The sequence below is a fragment of the Rhodoferax sp. GW822-FHT04A08 genome, from assembly GCF_058801025.1.
This window is the reverse complement of record NZ_JBXAMW010000009.1, coordinates 158,909-173,843: the sequence shown is the minus strand read 5'-3', so window position 1 is coordinate 173,843 and position 14,935 is coordinate 158,909. Positions and strand designations below refer to the sequence as shown.

At 61.4% G+C, this 14,935-nt stretch carries 16 protein-coding genes and 1 riboswitch; of the genes, 9 read left to right on the top strand and 7 right to left on the bottom strand.

The genetic code is table 11. The annotated features are described in order from the left end of the window. Window position 1 precedes the first annotated feature (1 nt). Both AC1RMF_RS17855 and AC1RMF_RS17850 read left to right on the top strand, forming a co-directional pair. Entirely contained in the window at window positions 2-991 is a 990-nt protein-coding gene (locus AC1RMF_RS17855) for an SRPBCC family protein (protein WP_493143229.1), read from the top strand. Further along, a riboswitch (yybP-ykoY riboswitch) is annotated at window positions 971-1,144 on the top strand. (Overlaps the previous gene by 21 nt.) A 2-nt stretch (window positions 1,145-1,146) precedes the next feature. Next, a complete protein-coding gene (locus AC1RMF_RS17850) occupies window positions 1,147-1,725 on the top strand; it encodes a TMEM165/GDT1 family protein (protein WP_342619363.1) in 579 nt (192 codons plus the stop codon). Here the strand turns inward: AC1RMF_RS17850 and AC1RMF_RS17845 are convergent. Both AC1RMF_RS17845 and AC1RMF_RS17840 read right to left on the bottom strand, forming a co-directional pair. Continuing rightward, entirely contained in the window at window positions 1,722-2,549 is an 828-nt protein-coding gene (locus tag AC1RMF_RS17845) for an FTR1 family iron permease (protein WP_493143227.1), read from the bottom strand. The two genes, AC1RMF_RS17850 and AC1RMF_RS17845, sit on opposite strands and share 4 nt — an antisense overlap. Window positions 2,550-2,564: 15 nt before the next feature. Further along, the gene (locus AC1RMF_RS17840; protein WP_342619361.1) at window positions 2,565-2,894 is read right to left on the bottom strand and encodes a cupredoxin domain-containing protein; all 330 of its coding nucleotides are present in this window, start codon (window positions 2,892-2,894) and stop codon (window positions 2,565-2,567) included. A gap of 253 nt (window positions 2,895-3,147) precedes the next feature. Here AC1RMF_RS17840 and AC1RMF_RS17835 point away from each other — a divergent pair, with 253 nt between their 5' ends. Genes AC1RMF_RS17835 through AC1RMF_RS17825 form a run of 3 tightly spaced genes read left to right on the top strand, consistent with a single transcriptional unit; the run spans window position 3,148 to window position 6,599 of the window. After that, window positions 3,148-4,482: a glutamine synthetase family protein gene (locus AC1RMF_RS17835; protein WP_493143225.1), complete on the top strand. Its 1,335-nt coding sequence runs from the start codon at window positions 3,148-3,150 to the stop codon at window positions 4,480-4,482. A gap of 10 nt (window positions 4,483-4,492) precedes the next feature. After that, window positions 4,493-5,869, top strand: a complete 1,377-nt coding sequence (locus AC1RMF_RS17830) for an aspartate aminotransferase family protein (RefSeq protein ID WP_493143223.1) — start codon at window positions 4,493-4,495, stop codon at window positions 5,867-5,869. A gap of 22 nt (window positions 5,870-5,891) precedes the next feature. Further along, the gene (locus AC1RMF_RS17825; protein ID WP_493143221.1) at window positions 5,892-6,599 is read left to right on the top strand and encodes a GntR family transcriptional regulator; all 708 of its coding nucleotides are present in this window, start codon (window positions 5,892-5,894) and stop codon (window positions 6,597-6,599) included. Here AC1RMF_RS17825 and AC1RMF_RS17820 read toward each other — a convergent pair. From AC1RMF_RS17820 to AC1RMF_RS17800, 5 genes are all read right to left on the bottom strand, one after another. Continuing rightward, window positions 6,586-6,879: a 2Fe-2S iron-sulfur cluster-binding protein gene (locus AC1RMF_RS17820; protein WP_493143218.1), complete on the bottom strand. Its 294-nt coding sequence runs from the start codon at window positions 6,877-6,879 to the stop codon at window positions 6,586-6,588. The two genes, AC1RMF_RS17825 and AC1RMF_RS17820, sit on opposite strands and share 14 nt — an antisense overlap. Before the next feature lie 33 nt (window positions 6,880-6,912). Beyond that, entirely contained in the window at window positions 6,913-7,236 is a 324-nt protein-coding gene (locus AC1RMF_RS17815) for a hypothetical protein (protein WP_493143216.1), read from the bottom strand. A gap of 24 nt (window positions 7,237-7,260) precedes the next feature. Further along, the gene (hpf, locus tag AC1RMF_RS17810; RefSeq protein WP_342619355.1) at window positions 7,261-7,593 is read right to left on the bottom strand and encodes a ribosome hibernation-promoting factor, HPF/YfiA family; all 333 of its coding nucleotides are present in this window, start codon (window positions 7,591-7,593) and stop codon (window positions 7,261-7,263) included. 199 nt (window positions 7,594-7,792) lie between these two features. Next, window positions 7,793-8,320: a glycine cleavage system transcriptional repressor gene (locus AC1RMF_RS17805; protein WP_342619354.1), complete on the bottom strand. Its 528-nt coding sequence runs from the start codon at window positions 8,318-8,320 to the stop codon at window positions 7,793-7,795. Between the two features lie 28 nt (window positions 8,321-8,348). After that, the gene (locus AC1RMF_RS17800; RefSeq protein ID WP_342619353.1) at window positions 8,349-8,678 is read right to left on the bottom strand and encodes a cupin domain-containing protein; all 330 of its coding nucleotides are present in this window, start codon (window positions 8,676-8,678) and stop codon (window positions 8,349-8,351) included. Between the two features lie 160 nt (window positions 8,679-8,838). Between AC1RMF_RS17800 and AC1RMF_RS17795 the strand changes: the two genes are divergently transcribed. The 4 genes from AC1RMF_RS17795 to AC1RMF_RS17780 all read left to right on the top strand — a co-directional run bounded on the left by AC1RMF_RS17795 (window position 8,839) and on the right by AC1RMF_RS17780 (window position 14,916). Beyond that, the gene (locus AC1RMF_RS17795; protein ID WP_493143213.1) at window positions 8,839-9,873 is read left to right on the top strand and encodes a zinc-binding dehydrogenase; all 1,035 of its coding nucleotides are present in this window, start codon (window positions 8,839-8,841) and stop codon (window positions 9,871-9,873) included. A 144-nt stretch (window positions 9,874-10,017) separates the two neighbouring features. After that, the gene (locus AC1RMF_RS17790; protein WP_342619351.1) at window positions 10,018-10,503 is read left to right on the top strand and encodes a hypothetical protein; all 486 of its coding nucleotides are present in this window, start codon (window positions 10,018-10,020) and stop codon (window positions 10,501-10,503) included. A 173-nt stretch (window positions 10,504-10,676) separates the two neighbouring features. Beyond that, window positions 10,677-13,049: a DUF3141 domain-containing protein gene (locus AC1RMF_RS17785; RefSeq protein ID WP_493143211.1), complete on the top strand. Its 2,373-nt coding sequence runs from the start codon at window positions 10,677-10,679 to the stop codon at window positions 13,047-13,049. Continuing rightward, window positions 12,997-14,916 carry an acyl CoA:acetate/3-ketoacid CoA transferase gene (locus tag AC1RMF_RS17780; RefSeq protein ID WP_493143209.1) on the top strand — a complete coding sequence of 640 codons (1,920 nt, stop codon included), beginning with the start codon at window positions 12,997-12,999 and terminating at the stop codon, window positions 14,914-14,916. The genes AC1RMF_RS17785 and AC1RMF_RS17780 overlap by 53 nt, the downstream gene beginning before the upstream one ends. Window positions 14,917-14,935: the final 19 nt, after the last annotated feature.

Below are 14,935 nucleotides of genomic sequence, written 5' to 3'. Positions count from 1 at the left end.
CATGCCCATTGCAGCCGATGCGTTCTTGATGGTGCGCACGGTGCACGCACCGCGTGCCCTGGTGTGGCGGGCCTGGACCGACCCCAAGCTGTTGGTGCAATGGTGGGGCCCGCGGGCATTGACGCATTGTGAGTGCGCTCTGGATGTGCGTGTGGGTGGAAGCCACAGCGTCACCATGCAGATGCCGGACGGCACGCGCTATCCCATCCGCGGGGAGTACCTGGAAGTGCTGCCCATGCAACGCCTGGTAATGACCATGGATTGCACCGACCACCCTGCTGCCTGGCACGACATGATTCGCCCCGGGCGCGCACCGGGCGACAACAACGCTCCGGGCATCATGGTGCAGACCGTCCAGTTTGAGGACGATGGCGATCGCACCCGCCTGACGATTCACACCCGCTTTGATTCGGTAAAGATCCGCGACGCCATGGTGCAACTGGGTATGAACCAGGGCTGTTCGGAGAGTGTGGAAAAACTCAACGAGCAACTGGCGGCCTTGACGGGCATTGTCGACCGGCACATCGTGATCTCGCGCGCGATCAAGGCGCCGCGCGAGCGCGTTTGGGCGGCCATGACCGATCCGCAGCAGGTGGTCAAATGGTGGGGGCCTACCGGTTTTAGCACCACCATCGTGGAAATGGACGTGCGCCTGGGCGGTGTGTGGAAACACACCATGCACGGACCGGATGGCACCGACTATCCGAACAAAAGCATCTTCAAGGAGGTGCTGCCACCCGAGCGCATTGTGTATGCGCACGGGGGCGGGAGGGTTGGTGGAAAAGGCGCCAACTTCGTTTCCACCTGGACCTTTGAGGAACTTGGCGAGGGCACCTTGCTGACCATCCGCATGGTATTTCCCACACCCGCTGATCGCGACCACGTGGTGGCCGAATACGGTGCCATTGAAGGAGGACGCCAAACACTCGGACGGCTGGACGCCTACCTCGCGCAAGGCCACGGTTACAATCAGGCGGTCATTGGGGAGTAGCCGCTCTTCTTCGGAAGAGGCTTACGTCAACATACTTGGCCCGCAGGCCATGGCGTATGCAGTTCCTTTGCCTGGCAAGACCTTTGACCGTATCGCCTCCACCGTGGCCGGGGAAGTGATGCGGTCATTCGTCCGAATCCGGCCCTGGAACCCTTATGGAAGCCCTTCTCATCTCCACCGGAGTCGTTGCCCTTGCGGAAATCGGCGACAAGACCCAACTCCTGGCATTCATCCTCGCGGCGCGCTTCAAGAAGCCGCTGCCCATCATCCTCGGCATTCTGTGCGCCACGCTGGTCAATCACGGTCTGGCCGGCGCGCTGGGCGCGTGGATCACCGCCAGCATCACACCGGGCATCTTGCGCTGGGTGCTGGGCGCCTCCTTCATCGCCATGGCGATCTGGACACTGATCCCGGACAAGATTGAAGAGGAGGAAACCCAGGTGGCGCATCGGTTCGGCGTTTTCGGTGCTACCTTGATCACCTTCTTTCTGGCCGAGATGGGCGACAAGACCCAGATCGCTACCGTGGCCCTGGCCGCGCACTACGCCAGTCCGCTGTGGGTGGTGGCCGGCACCACGCTGGGCATGTTGATCGCTGACGTGCCGGCGGTCTTCATTGGCGACAAGCTGGCCAACAAGATCCCCATGAAGCTGGTGCACTCCATCGCCGCCGCTGTGTTTGCGCTGCTCGGACTCGCCACGCTGCTGGGCGCGGGCTCCGGACTCGGTCTCTAGGCAGCGCTCTTGCGCTGGGCGGTTTGCGCCGATACCCAGCGCATGCCGCTGGTGATGACGATGAGTACCAGCACGTAGGCAATCACCTGCATGCCTGCGGGCTGCGCGTCGTAACCTACCAGACCGTGCAGTATGGTGCCAGCCACCGTGTCCTGCGAAAGCACGCTGGAGGTGTCCCAGATCGGCGCGCCCAGGCTGGGCAGCACATCGGCCTGAATCAGCATGCGGGCCGCTTGCGAAGCCATGCTGGCGGCCAGCAACAGCACCAGCACGCCGGTGACGGCAAAGAACCAGCGCACCGGTATTCTCAGCAGGCCCAGGTAAAGCAGGCTGGCGACGGCAGCGCCTGCAGCCAGGCCCAGTCCGCCACCCAGTGCGGTGTCACGCAGCCCGCTGTCACCGCTGGTGGCAACGCCGTACAGAAACAGCACCGTCTCGGAACCTTCGCGCAAAACGGCCAATGCGATGACGATCAGGATCACCGAGCGCTCGCGACTGCCATCAGTTATCGAGCGCGCCGTACTGCTGATTTGCTGGGCCAACTCCTTGCCGTGTGCCGACATCCAGATGTTGTGCCAGGCCAGCATGGCGACTGCCGTGATCAGGATGGCCACGTTGAAGAACTCCTGGCCCATGCCGTCCGCCAGATTGGCAATGGCGCCCATGCTGGAAGCCACGATGGCAGCGCCAATCAGCCCCAGCAACACGCCACCGGCGACCCAGCGACTGCGTTGTGGAACGCCCCTTGTCGCGGCCATCATGATGCTGATGATGAGCGACGCTTCCATGGATTCACGGAAGACGATGATGGCGGCTGCAAACATGGTGTGCTCCCGGATTTATTCGACGACGATGGTGCCCTGGGCGCCCGCTTCGGTCTCGTGGTATTCCTCGACAAATGCGTAGCGGCCCGGCTTGAGCGGCCCCAGATTGATGGTGGCGGTGGTCTTGCCGGGAATCACCTTCTCGCGGCCTAGGGGCTTGCTTTCAAACTCGGCCGGTGTGGGATCTGCATTGATCACTTGCAGTTTGATCTTCTGGCCAGCGGGAAGCTTGATTTCCTTGGGCTCGAACACATGGTTCTTGATCGTCAACGTGAATTCGTCGGTGGCGGCAAAGCTGGTGGCAGTGGCGAACGCCAACAAGGCCAAGGCGAGGGTTGATTTCATGAAGTACACCCAGTTAATGAGAATGATTCGCATTGTATAACCAACTGGGAGATTTGCAGTGCCACTTTGGTCGGGAGTTCCCGAGTACGGATTGCGCGGCATGCACTTGTGCATCCGTGTTTTTGCTTGGGTGTAATGAATTGAGATCATAAAAACTCTATTTTTCACTTATAGGTAGATTTAATGGTTTATTTGTGATCACAAATAGGTCAATGCATGTATCATTGAACGATCCCCACAAACTGTCATTCCCATGCCACAAACCCTGGAAGAATTCCTGATTGCCCATCGCATCCATGAGGTTGAATGCGTCATTCCCGACATGACCGGTATTGCGCGCGGAAAGATCCTTCCGCGCGATCTGTTCCTGGCTGAAGGGCAGATGCGCCTGCCCAAGAGCGTGCTGCTCAACACGGTCAACGGGCAGCAGCCTGACAACGGCCCCTTTGTCGGAGACACCGACCCCGATATGGTGTGCGTCCCGGACGGTGCCACGGTGCGGCTGGTGCCCTGGGCGGCCGAGCCGGTTGCCGTGGTCATCCATGATTGCCAGGAATGGGACGGTAGCCCGGTCCAGATATCGCCGCGCGGCGTGCTGCGCCGGGTGCTGGAGCTGTACCGCGCCAAGGGGTGGACGCCGGTGGTCGCACCGGAAATGGAGTTCTATCTGGTGGCACGCCAGAACAACCCGCACGAACCACTGCAGCCACCCTTGGGCCGCACCGGCAAACCCGAAGCGGGGCGCCAGAGCTATTCGATTGATGCGGTGAATGACTTCGATCCCTTCTTCATGGAGCTGTCCACCTTCTGCGTACAGCACCGGCTGGGCGTCGAAACCCTGATCCACGAGGCCGGGCCCGGCCAGATGGAGATCAACTTTTCGCACGGCGAGCCCATGGATCTGGCCGACCGCGTGTTTCTGTTCAAGCGCACGGTGCGCGAGACGGCGCTGCGCCACGGTATCTTTGCCACCTTCATGGCCAAGCCGATGGAGCAGGAACCCGGCAGCGCCATGCACATCCACCAAAGCATTACCGACGCTGAAGGAAACAACATCTTCAGTCTGCCCGATGGCACCGAGAGCCCGCTGTTTGGCAGCTACATCGCAGGCCTGCAGGCCTACATCCCCAAGCTGATGCCCATGTTCGCGCCGTATGTGAACTCGTACCGGCGTTTGTCGCCCTTCATGTCGGCGCCCATCAACGTGCGCTGGGGCAATGACAACCGCACCTGCGGCATTCGCGTGCCCAAGTCCGGCCCGGATGCGCGCCGTGTGGAAAACCGCGTGCCCGGCGTGGATGTGAATCCGTACCTGGCCATGGCAGCCACGCTGGCCGCGGGTTACGTGGGCATGTGTGAGAAGCTGCAGGCATCGGAAGCCACCATCGACAGCGCCTGGAACGTCAGCCACGAGTTGCCGCGCAATCTGGAAGATGCCATCAACGCCATGCGCGCCTGCGAACCCATGCGCGATATGTTGGGAAGCGCCTTTGTGGATGCCTTCTGCGCCGTGAAAGAGCTGGAATTTGCCATGTACAACCGCGTCATCAGCTCCTGGGAGCGTGAGCATCTGCTGCTGTTGGTCTGAGGGTAATTCAATGAACACTACGATTTCTGCCCTGCGTCCCAGCGGCATTTCCACAGACAAGCTGCATGCACTGGTCGCGCGCGAACGTGCGCTCTACATGCAGCGCAATCCCAAATCCCAGGCACTGGCCACGCGTGCCGGTGCGCACCTGATGTTCGGTGTACCGCTGCACTGGATGAGCGATTGGGGCACACCATTTGCCTTGCAGGTGGCAAGCGCACAGGGCGCGCACCTGCAGGATGTGGATGGCCACCGTCTGGCGGACTTCTGCCTGGGCGACACGGGTGCCATGTTCGGTCACGCGCCTGCGGCAGTGACCGCAGCGTTGCAGCGCCAGGCGGCATTGGGCCTGACCACCATGCTGCCCAATGAAGACGGTGCCGTGGTGGCCGAGTTGCTGGCAGAACGCTTTGGGTTGCCGCAATGGCAGTTCGCCATGACCGCCACCGACGCCAACCGTTTTGTGCTGCGCTGGATGCGCGCGGCTACGGGTCGCAAGGTTCTGCTGGTTTTCAATGGTTGTTACCACGGGACGGTCAGCGACGTATTTGTCGATCTGGTGGACGGCCAGCCCGTGCAGCGCGACAGCCTGCTGGGCCAGGTGCACGACCTGACGCAGACCACCCGGGTGGTGGAGTTCAACGATCTGGCTGCACTCGAAGCCGCGCTGGCACCCGGTGACGTGGCCTGCGTGCTGGCCGAACCGGTCATGACCAACATTGGCATGGTGTTGCCGCAGCCGGGCTTCTGGGAACAGGCGCAGGCGCTGATCAAAAAGCATGGTGCCATGCTGGTGATGGATGAAACCCACACCATCAGCAGCGGCCCAGGCGGCTATGCACGGGCACATGGTTTGGCGCCTGATGCGGTGGTGGTCGGCAAGCCACTGGGCGGCGGCATGCCGTGTGCCGCCTACGGCTTCAGTGCCGAACTGGCGCAGCGTGCGGTGCAGGCCAAGCGCAATGCGCCACCGGGCCATTCGGGCATTGGCACCACGTTGACGGCCAATCTGTTGGCCATGGCGGCCATGCGGGCTACCTTGTCAGAATTAATGACGGCTCCCACCTATGTGCCCTTGCACGCCTTGGCCGGCGTGCTGGCCCAGGGGTTGCAAGAGTTGTTGGCAAGCCGTCACATGCCCTGGTGCGTCACACAAGTCGGCGCTCGGGTAGAGTTCCAGTTCTGCCCGGTGGCTCCTGTCAACGGTACCCAGGCCGCCAACGCCATGGATGCCGAGCTGGAGCATGCCATCCACCTGTATCTTTTGAACCGCGAAGTGTTGATCACGCCCTTTCACAACATGATGCTGATTTGCCCCGATACCCGGCATGATGATGTGGCGCGCCTGCTGCAGGGCATGCGCGATTTTCTGGATGAATGCACCTGACGGCACACGACCCACGCAATACATGAACCCAACGCCAAGCAGCCCGGTCCCTTCGGAAGTCGCCACCACCACACAGCAGGACACCGTGTACCAGACGCTGCGGCAATGGATCACGGTGGGCCGCTTTTTGCCCGGTGAACGCCTCAAGATTCGCAATGTGGCGGCGGATCTGGGCGTGGGCCAGATGCCGGTGCGTGCGGCATTGCAGCGGCTGGCCGCCGAAGGCGCACTGATCAACGTGCCCAATGCTGGCGTGACCCTGCCGGTGCTGTCGGTGCCCGAGTTTGACGATCTGCTGCAAATGCGCATGCTGCTCGAAGGGGAGGCCGCCGAGCGCGGCAGTCTGCGTCTGCAAAGCGAACAGCTTGCCCATATGCAGGCGCTGAGCGAGCGCATGGCAAAAGCCCTGGCCGAACTGAACCGGGATGAGTACCTTGCCGCCAACGAAGACTTTCACGTGCTGCTGTACCGTGCCTCCGGTTCGCCCCTGCTGTTTCATCTGATCGACAACCTGTGGCTCAAAGCCGGGCCTATTTCGAATCAGCTGTTTGACACGCCGGATGCAGCCGCCTGTCTGAACGACGCCCATGAGGATGTGATGCAGGCGCTGGAGAAACGCGACAGCGCCGCGGTGCGGCGTGCCATCGAGCGTGACATCTTTGTTGCAGGCCAGTTCCTGCGACGCAGCGCAACTGCGCGTCGGCCCAACAAGCCAATCAAGCCGGATTGATGACTATGTCAGAGCACGGGTAGGCCTGGCAGGGCAGCACATAGCCTTCTTCCATTTCTTCGGTCGACAGTCCCGGCCACTCGATCTCGTAGCGGACTGTGCCCGATTCAAGCTTGCCGATGCAGGTACGGCAGGTGCCATTGCGGCACGAACTCATCCAGTTGGCACCGCCTTGCTCCAGGGAGATCAACAGCGGCTGGTTGTCCGGCGCGTCCACCTGCAATCCGTCCTGCTCCACCGTGGCGGTGTACCAGGTGGGCGCGGAGCCTTCGGGCGTCATGCAAGGGAGCGCCGGTTCAACCGGTCAAGTGCATTACTCGTCATTCAGTCGTGGAGTTGAAAGCCCCTCTGCCGGTTCACCGGTGTCGGGGTCGATCCAGTCGGCTATGCCGAGTTCGTCTTCGGCCTCTTCCAGCGACTCTCCAGGCCCGGGCTCCTCTTCAGAGTCCGAAGCATCCAACTCGGCCAGCGCCTCTTCCATGGTGGCGAAGGGGCCGAGTTCCTGCTTGCCCTCGGTGGGTTGCCAGTAGTAACCGTCGGGGCGCAGAACCACTTGCCCCATGTCAACTTCCGTGATGGCGTCGTCGTCTGTCGCCTTCATCGCGTCCTTGAAAGACTGTGTAGGGGTTGCGGTCATGGAGATCTCTCGAAGTGGGTCGTGTCAAAGAACGGGGGCGCGCTTGGCCGCGTCCTTGGAGTGATCCTGGATCTTCTCCTTGTGGCGCATGACCTGACGCTCCAGCTTGGCAGCCATTTCATCGATGGCGACGTACAGATCTGCGTTGGAAGATTCGGCAAACAGATCCGCGCCTTTGAGGTGCAACGTGCACTCGGCGTGCTTGCCGTCTTTTTCCTTGTGCTTTTCCACGGACAGCGTGACCTTGGTATCCACCACTTCCTCAAAGTGTCCGGTGATCTTGTCGAGCTTGCCTGTCACATAAGACTTCAGTGCGTCGGTAACTTCGATGTGGTGTCCGCTGATAGTCAGTTTCATTTTCATTCTCCTTTTCGTGGTTCCAGGCTTCTGCCGATTGTGGTGCGGTTGGAAGGATCTTGCGAAACGTCCTCGCTGCACCGTCGTAAACAGCATATCACTGCGCTACACCGGTGCGGCGACAAAGCCTGTGCCGAGAAGGGGGGCATGCGCATTCCTTGATCTTGAGCAAGAAACCATACTGCCTGCATTGACGGAGCTACGCAGGCATTTCCTCCAGATCAATATGGATGGTGAGCGCGTCGGAGATGCTGTCGAGCTGGCCGTGAAGCTCGTCCAGATCCAGTGTGCTGGGCACCTCAATGCTTGCCGCCGCTTCAAATAGCGGCTCGCCGCTCATGGCCGCGCTGGTGATGCGGGTATCCATTTCACGCACACTGATGTGACGGGCCGCCAGTGCCTGGGATACCTCGCGCACGATTCCAGGCCGGTCGTTACCCACAAGCGTCAGTCGCAGGTGACGAACCCCGCTGGGGACCTTCTCTCCCTGGCTTTGCGCCACCACCACCGACAGGTTGTGCGCCGACAGTGCCAGCAACGCAGCGCGCAATGCGGCTGCCCGCGCCAGCGGGACTTCGACCTGAACGATGCCGGCAAACTGACCAGCCAGTTCGCTCATGCGGCTCTCCAGCCAATTGCCGCCATGCTCGGCCACTGTGCGGGACAGTTCCTGAACCAGGCCCGGCTTGTCAGCCCCTACAAACGTGAATACCAGGGGTGTGGACATGAGGGACTCCTGAATGGATGAGGCGCGACTACTGGTTCAACACCAGTGTGACCAGGGCCGAAGCATTGGCGATTGCCGTCACGCTGTGGGGAACGGAGCCCAGCAAGAACATGAGTTGCCCGGCCAGCAGGCGGGTGCTGTTGCCATCCACCTGCACGTCCAGCTCACCCTCGATGCACTGGATGGTGATCTCACCGCTCACCTTGTGCATGGGCATGGATTTGCCCGCAGACAGCACCAGGCGTATGACTTCCAGCTGCTCCGACTTGAAAAGAGCCGCTGAGCGCTGCTCGCCAAGCCGTGCGTCGTAGGGCGTAACGTCGATGGGTTCGCCTGAAAGGGCATGGGCAATGGACATGGTGCTGTCTCCTCAAGAGTGTCGAGTGTCGTTCTGTGTTCAGTTATACCCCGCATCCCGCGTCATATCAAACCGGTGACAGATCTCCACATGGAGTGCATGAGAAAATTGCGCAGCCGTGTGGCCCGTTCATTCCTGTTTTCGTCTGAGGACCCTGTCAATGAAAAGTATCGTGATCACCGGCCATGGCGGCAATGAGGTGGTGTCCCTGATCCAGGGTGAGAAGCCGCTGCGCCAGCCCGGCCATGCACTGGTGCGCATGCAGGTGGCAACCTTGAATCGCGTGGACCTCTATATGCGCAACAGCGGCGCTGGCATCACCCACAAACTGCCGCAAGTCATGGGCATAGACGGTGCCGGCATTGTCGAAGAGGTGGACGCATCGGAAACGGACCTGACGGTGGGCCAGCGCGTCACCTTGTACCCTGCTGTCATGTGTGGGCGCTGTGAGTTCTGCCAGCGCGGTGAGGGCGTGTTGTGCAACAAGATTCAGTACCTGGGCGAGCATCGCGATGGCACCATGGCGCAATGGGTCAGTGTCCCGGTCCAGAATGCGCTCGCCATTCCCGACGGTCTTTCGTTCACCGACGCAGCGGCCTTGTGTGGCAACCACCTCACGGCTTGGCGCATGTTGTTCACCAAGGCACGGGTGCAACCTGGTGAAAGCGTGCTGATTTTCGGAATTGGCGGTGGTGTGTCACTGGCTGCCCTGCAACTGGCCAAGCTGGTGGGGCTGACTACGTTTGTCACATCCCGCAGTGCGGACAAGCTCAGCCGCGCCGCCGCGCTGGGAGCAGACCATTGCATCGACAGTTCCCGGCAGGACGTTGCCAAGACCGTGCTCGCGCTGACCCAGGGCCGCGGCGTGGATGTGGTGATAGAGAACATAGGCGGTAACACCTGGCCCCAGGCCATGAAATCCCTGGTGCGTGGCGGCAGACTGGTGACCTGTGGTGCCACTGCGGGAGACCAGCCGCCTGCAGACCTGCGCCGCATCTTCATCCGGCAACTGCAGATCATGGGCTCCACGCTGGGAGACCTGTCGGAGTTCCGTCAACTCATTGCCTTCGTGCAGAAGACCGGTTTGCGCCCGGTCATCGACAGCACCTACCCCATGGAGCAGATCCATACAGCGCTGGACCGGTTGGAGGCGGGTGAGCAGTTTGGCAAAGTGGTTCTGTCGTTGCAGGACTAGAGCGCGTTGGCGTTCCGATCTGGGTGCGGTCAGGAAATAGGGCGCGGCAACTAATCGCACTTGGGACGGGTGAAAAAGTGGCACGTTGGGCCGCGTTGATCAATAATTGCTGCACTGCAACAATTTTTACCAAAGGACCCCACCATGTTCAAGAACACTCCCTTCGAAGCCATCGCCAAGACCATGTCGGAATCGGCTCCCAAACTGAATCCCGCCGCCATGCAAGAAGCTCTCAAGCCCGTGCAGGACAACCTCAAGGCATGGGCCGACCTGGCTCAGGCCCAAGCCAAGGAAGCACAAGCCGTGCTGGCCGAATCCGTGGAATCGATCAAGGGTGCCAAGGACCCGCAAGCTGCATTTGAAGTGTTCAAGGCCTCCGCAGAAGCCAGCATGGCGCTGTTTGCCAAGAACCTCAAGGCAGCCACTTCCCTGAGCGTGGACCAGTTCCATAGCAGCGTGGATGCTGTGGAAAAGGCCCATCCCGCTCCCGAGGCATTTGCCGCCGTAGCCAAGAACCTGAAGGCTGCTGCCTCCACAGCTGAAACCACACTGGGTTCGGCACTGGACAAGGGTGCATCGGTTGCCGCTTCGGTCGCTTCCGCCACCAAGACCAAGAAGTCCGCCAAGTAAGCCTGGGCTATACGCCAGACACGAAAAACCCGCCGGGCTTGAAGCCTGCGGGTTTTTCGTCGTTGCAAACAGGCTTTGCCAGTTCAGCGTCACGCAAGCTTCACGACGCCTAGCTACCCTACACTGCAGAAGACTTGAAGTAAATCTACTCTGAGTTTCAAACAAATAAAGCCATGCTCCCCCTATTCAGCTCCACGCCTTTCGAGAAACATGTTCCTGCTGATCTGGAGACGCTTTCCAAGCAGTCCAACCGGCTTCTCTCCAGCGCAACGCATCACCGTGAAAAGATTGCCCGAACACACGGGGCCCGCGCACTGGAACTGTCGAAGGAACTGGCGCAGACGCAGCAGGACATTGCACAGGCAATGACGGCGGCAGAGGCCTACCAGATGTTCATGGAATACGGGGCCAATGCCGCGCGGCGTATGGCGCTGACACTGGATGTTCTGCGTGAGCGCGGCAATATCGATCGGGCCCACGAAGAAGCGGGCACGCCACCGGTGCTGGACTATGCCTATGAAGTGGTGGTGGATGGACGCAAGCTGCAAAGCCCGGTCAACTACCAGTTGCTCAAGATCCTTCCGCCGCAAGGTGTGCAGGTGCTCGATACCAAGCGCCCGTTCATGATCATCGACCCCCGTGCCGGACATGGTGCGGGCATAGGCGGCTTCAAGCCCGACAGCCAGGTCGGCGTGGCCTTGCGTGCCGGGCACCCGGTGTACTTTGTGGTGTTCCGCCAGCATCCCGAGCCGGGCCAGACTTTGGTGGAGGTGATGCGCGCCGAGGCCGAGTTCCTGCGCGAGATCGCCAGACGCCACCCCGATGCACCCAAGGCCGTGGTGGTGGGCAATTGCCAGGGCGGATGGGCCACGCTGATCCTGTCTGCAGCCAACCCCGATCTGACCGGGCCTCTGGTAATCAACGGTGCACCCGTGGCCACCTGGTCGGGCCAGGTAGGCGAGAACCCCATGCGCTACAACGGCGGCCTGCTGGGCGGCGTGGTGCCCGCACTGCTGATGTCCGACCTGGGCGGCGGCGAGTTCGACGGTGCGCATCTGGTGTCCAACTTCGAGATGCTCAACCCCAGCCGCAACTTCTTCGGCAAATACTACGACCTGTTCTCCGACGTGGACAACAAGCGCAAGAGCTTTCTGGAGTTCGAGAAATGGTGGGGGGGCTTCCACTTCACCAACGAAGCCGAGATCCGCTGGATCGTCGAGCAGCTGTTTGTGGGCAACAAGCTGGCCCGTGGCGAGGCTGAGCTGGAGCCAGGCCACAAACTGGACTTGCGGGCGATCCGTTCACCCATCATCGTGTTTGCCAGCCGCGGCGACAACATCACCCCGCCGCAGCAGGCACTCAACTGGATCGTGGATACCTTTGTCGACGAACTGGAAATTCGCGTGCGCGGCCAGCGCATCATCTACATGGTGCACGACAAGGTGGGCCACCTGGGCATTTTTGTGTCGTCCTCCATTGCGCGCAAGGAACACACGGAAGTGGCATCCACCCTGAAGACCATCGAGGCGCTGACGCCCGGTCTGTACGAGATGAAGATTGACGAAATGGAAGGTGACGAAGGCAACGAGCACTTCTACGTCAGCTTCCACGAGCGCCGCATGAGGGACATCCTCACCACGGTGGAAAACGACCGCGACCAGGAAAAGGACTTCGCTGCCGTGGCGCGCTTTTCCGAACTCGGTGCCCAGGCGTACGACACCACGGTGCGCCCCTTGCTCAAGAGCATGGTCACGCCGCAGACCGCCAAGGCCTTGCGCGAATCGCACCCGTCGCGGGTCAGCCGCAAGCTGTTCTCTGACGCCAATCCGCTGTTGCCAGCCATGACGCCATTCGTCGAATGGGCCAAGAGCCAGACCCCTTCCGTGACACCCGGCAACCCGTTTCTGGAGCTGGAGCGGGTGATGGCCAACAGCATCATCCAGGGCATGGACCTGATGCGCGACCTGCGCGATGCAGCCTACGAGAACACCTTCCTGGCCATCTACGGCACGCCCTTGATGCATTGGCTGGGACGTCCGGAAGAGCTGGAGAACGAACGCAAGCAGGGGCGCAACCTGCGCCGCTCGGCCGAGGTCCAGAAGATTCTTGCCAACATGGAGCGTGGCGACCTGGCAGCCGGTGTGATCCGCATGCTGGTGCTGATGGCGGATTCGCGCGGTTCGGTGCGACGCGACCGGCTGGAGCGCTCGGCCCAGATACTCAACCACACCGAACCTTTCCAGGCCATGGGCCCGGAGCGCAGAGGCGAGCTGATCCAGGAGCAATCCATCATCGCCGAGTTCGAGCCCAAGCGTGCAGTGGAAACACTGCCCCTGCTGCTGAAGACGCCGCAAGACCGTGCCAAGGCACTGGAGCTGGTGAACTTCATCGTGGGTGCGCGCGCGGAGATGGCTCCCCACTCGCTGGAATTGATCCAGCGCATGGAGCAGTTGCTGGGCGTGGCTGACAATCAAAACAGCAAGGAGCCAAGCAATGAAATCAAAAATAGTGTCGGCCAGCGACGCCGTCGCACTCGTACACGATAACGACACACTGGTCTGCTCCGGTTTCGGGGTCGTTGGTGTCCCCGACGAGTTGCTGGCAGCGCTGGAAAAGCGCTTTCTGGAGACAGCGCAGCCGCGCAATCTGCATCTTCTGTTTGGCGGCGGCCCCGGCGATGGCAAGGACCGCGGCCTCAACCGTATCGCCTACGCGGGGCTGATTGCCTCTGCCATCGGCGGCCATTGGGGGCTGGTGCCCAAGATGGGCGCGTTGGCCATGGCCAACCAGATCCAGGCCTACAACCTGCCGCTGGGCGTCATCTCCCACATGTACCGCGACATCGCCGCAGGCCTGCCGGGCAACCTCACGCCGGTGGGGCTGGGCACCTTTGTGGACCCGCGTTTGCAAGGCGGCAAGATCAACGCCAGCACCACCGAAGACATTGTGGAAGTCACCGCCCTGGGCGGGCGCGAGATGCTGTTCTACAAGGCGCCCAAGCCGAACGTGGCCTTCATTCGCGCGTCGATTGCCGATCCGGATGGCAACCTGTCGCTGGAGCGTGAGGCGCTCACGCAGGACGCGCTGGCGATTGCCATGGCCGTGAAGAACGCCGGCGGTATCGTGATTGCACAGGTGGAATTCATTACCGAAGCCGGGGCCATGCTGCCGCGCCGCGTGAAGGTGCCCGGCATTCTGGTGGATTGCGTGGTCGTGGCCCGTCCCGAATACCACATGCAAACCTACGGCACGCCTTACAGCCCGGCGCTTTCGGGTGAGATGCGTGTACCGCTGGATGCGCTGCCGCCCATGCCTTTTGACGAGCGCAAGGTGATTGCGCGCCGCGCCGCCTTCGAACTCATGCCCAATGCAGTGGTCAACCTGGGTATCGGCATGCCCGAAGGCGTGGCCGATATCGCCAACGAAGAGCGCCTGCTGCGCTACATGACGCTCACTGCCGAGCCCGGCGTGGTGGGCGGTGTACCCGGCAGCGGCCTGAACTTTGGCTCCTCCACCAACGCCACCGCGCAGCTGGACATGAACCAGCAGTTTGACTTCTACGACGGCGGCGGCCTGGACCTGGCTGTGCTGGGGCTGGCCGAGTGCGATGCGCGCGGCAACATCAACGTCAGCCGCTTCGGCCCGCGCCTGGCCGGCGCCGGTGGCTTCATCAACATCACGCAGAACAGCCGCACGGTCATCTTCATTGGCACCTTCACCGCAGGTGGCCTGGAAGTCAAGGTGGGGGACGGCAAACTCACCATCCTGAAGGAAGGCAAGTTCCGCAAGTTCGTGGAGCAGATCGAGCAGGTTACCTTCAGCGGCGAATACGCTGCGCGCATGGGCAAGAAGGTGCTCTACGTTACCGAGCGTTGCGTGCTGACCTTGACCTCCGAAGGACTGGAGCTGACCGAAGTGGCGCCCGGCGTGGACATCGAGCGCGACATCCTGCCCTACATGGCCTTCAAGCCCATCATCCGCAATCCTTTGACTATGGATGCACGCATCTTCCGCGAGGAGCCCATGGGGCTGAAGGACACGCTGCTGTCCATCTCGCTGTTGGACCGCATTGCCTACCAGCCTGAGCGCAACCTGCTGTTCCTCAACTTCCAGGGACTCAAGCTCCTCACGCCCAAGGACGCACAGGATGTGCAGGCGGCCGTTGAGCGCAAGTGCCAGGAGATCGGTCACCGCGTCAACACCATCGTCAACTACGACGGCTTTGAAATCATGGAGCCCGCCATGGACGCCTATGCCGAAGTGGTCAAGCACATGAGCGAGCACTACTACGCCCGCATCACGCGCTACAGCACCAGCGCGTTCCTGCGCAACAAGCTGGGCGCGGCCATCAGCAGCCGTGGTCTGGCACCGCACATCTACGAGACGCAAGCCGAAGCGGAGGCCGCAATTTAGCGGCGGCAATCACCCCTGC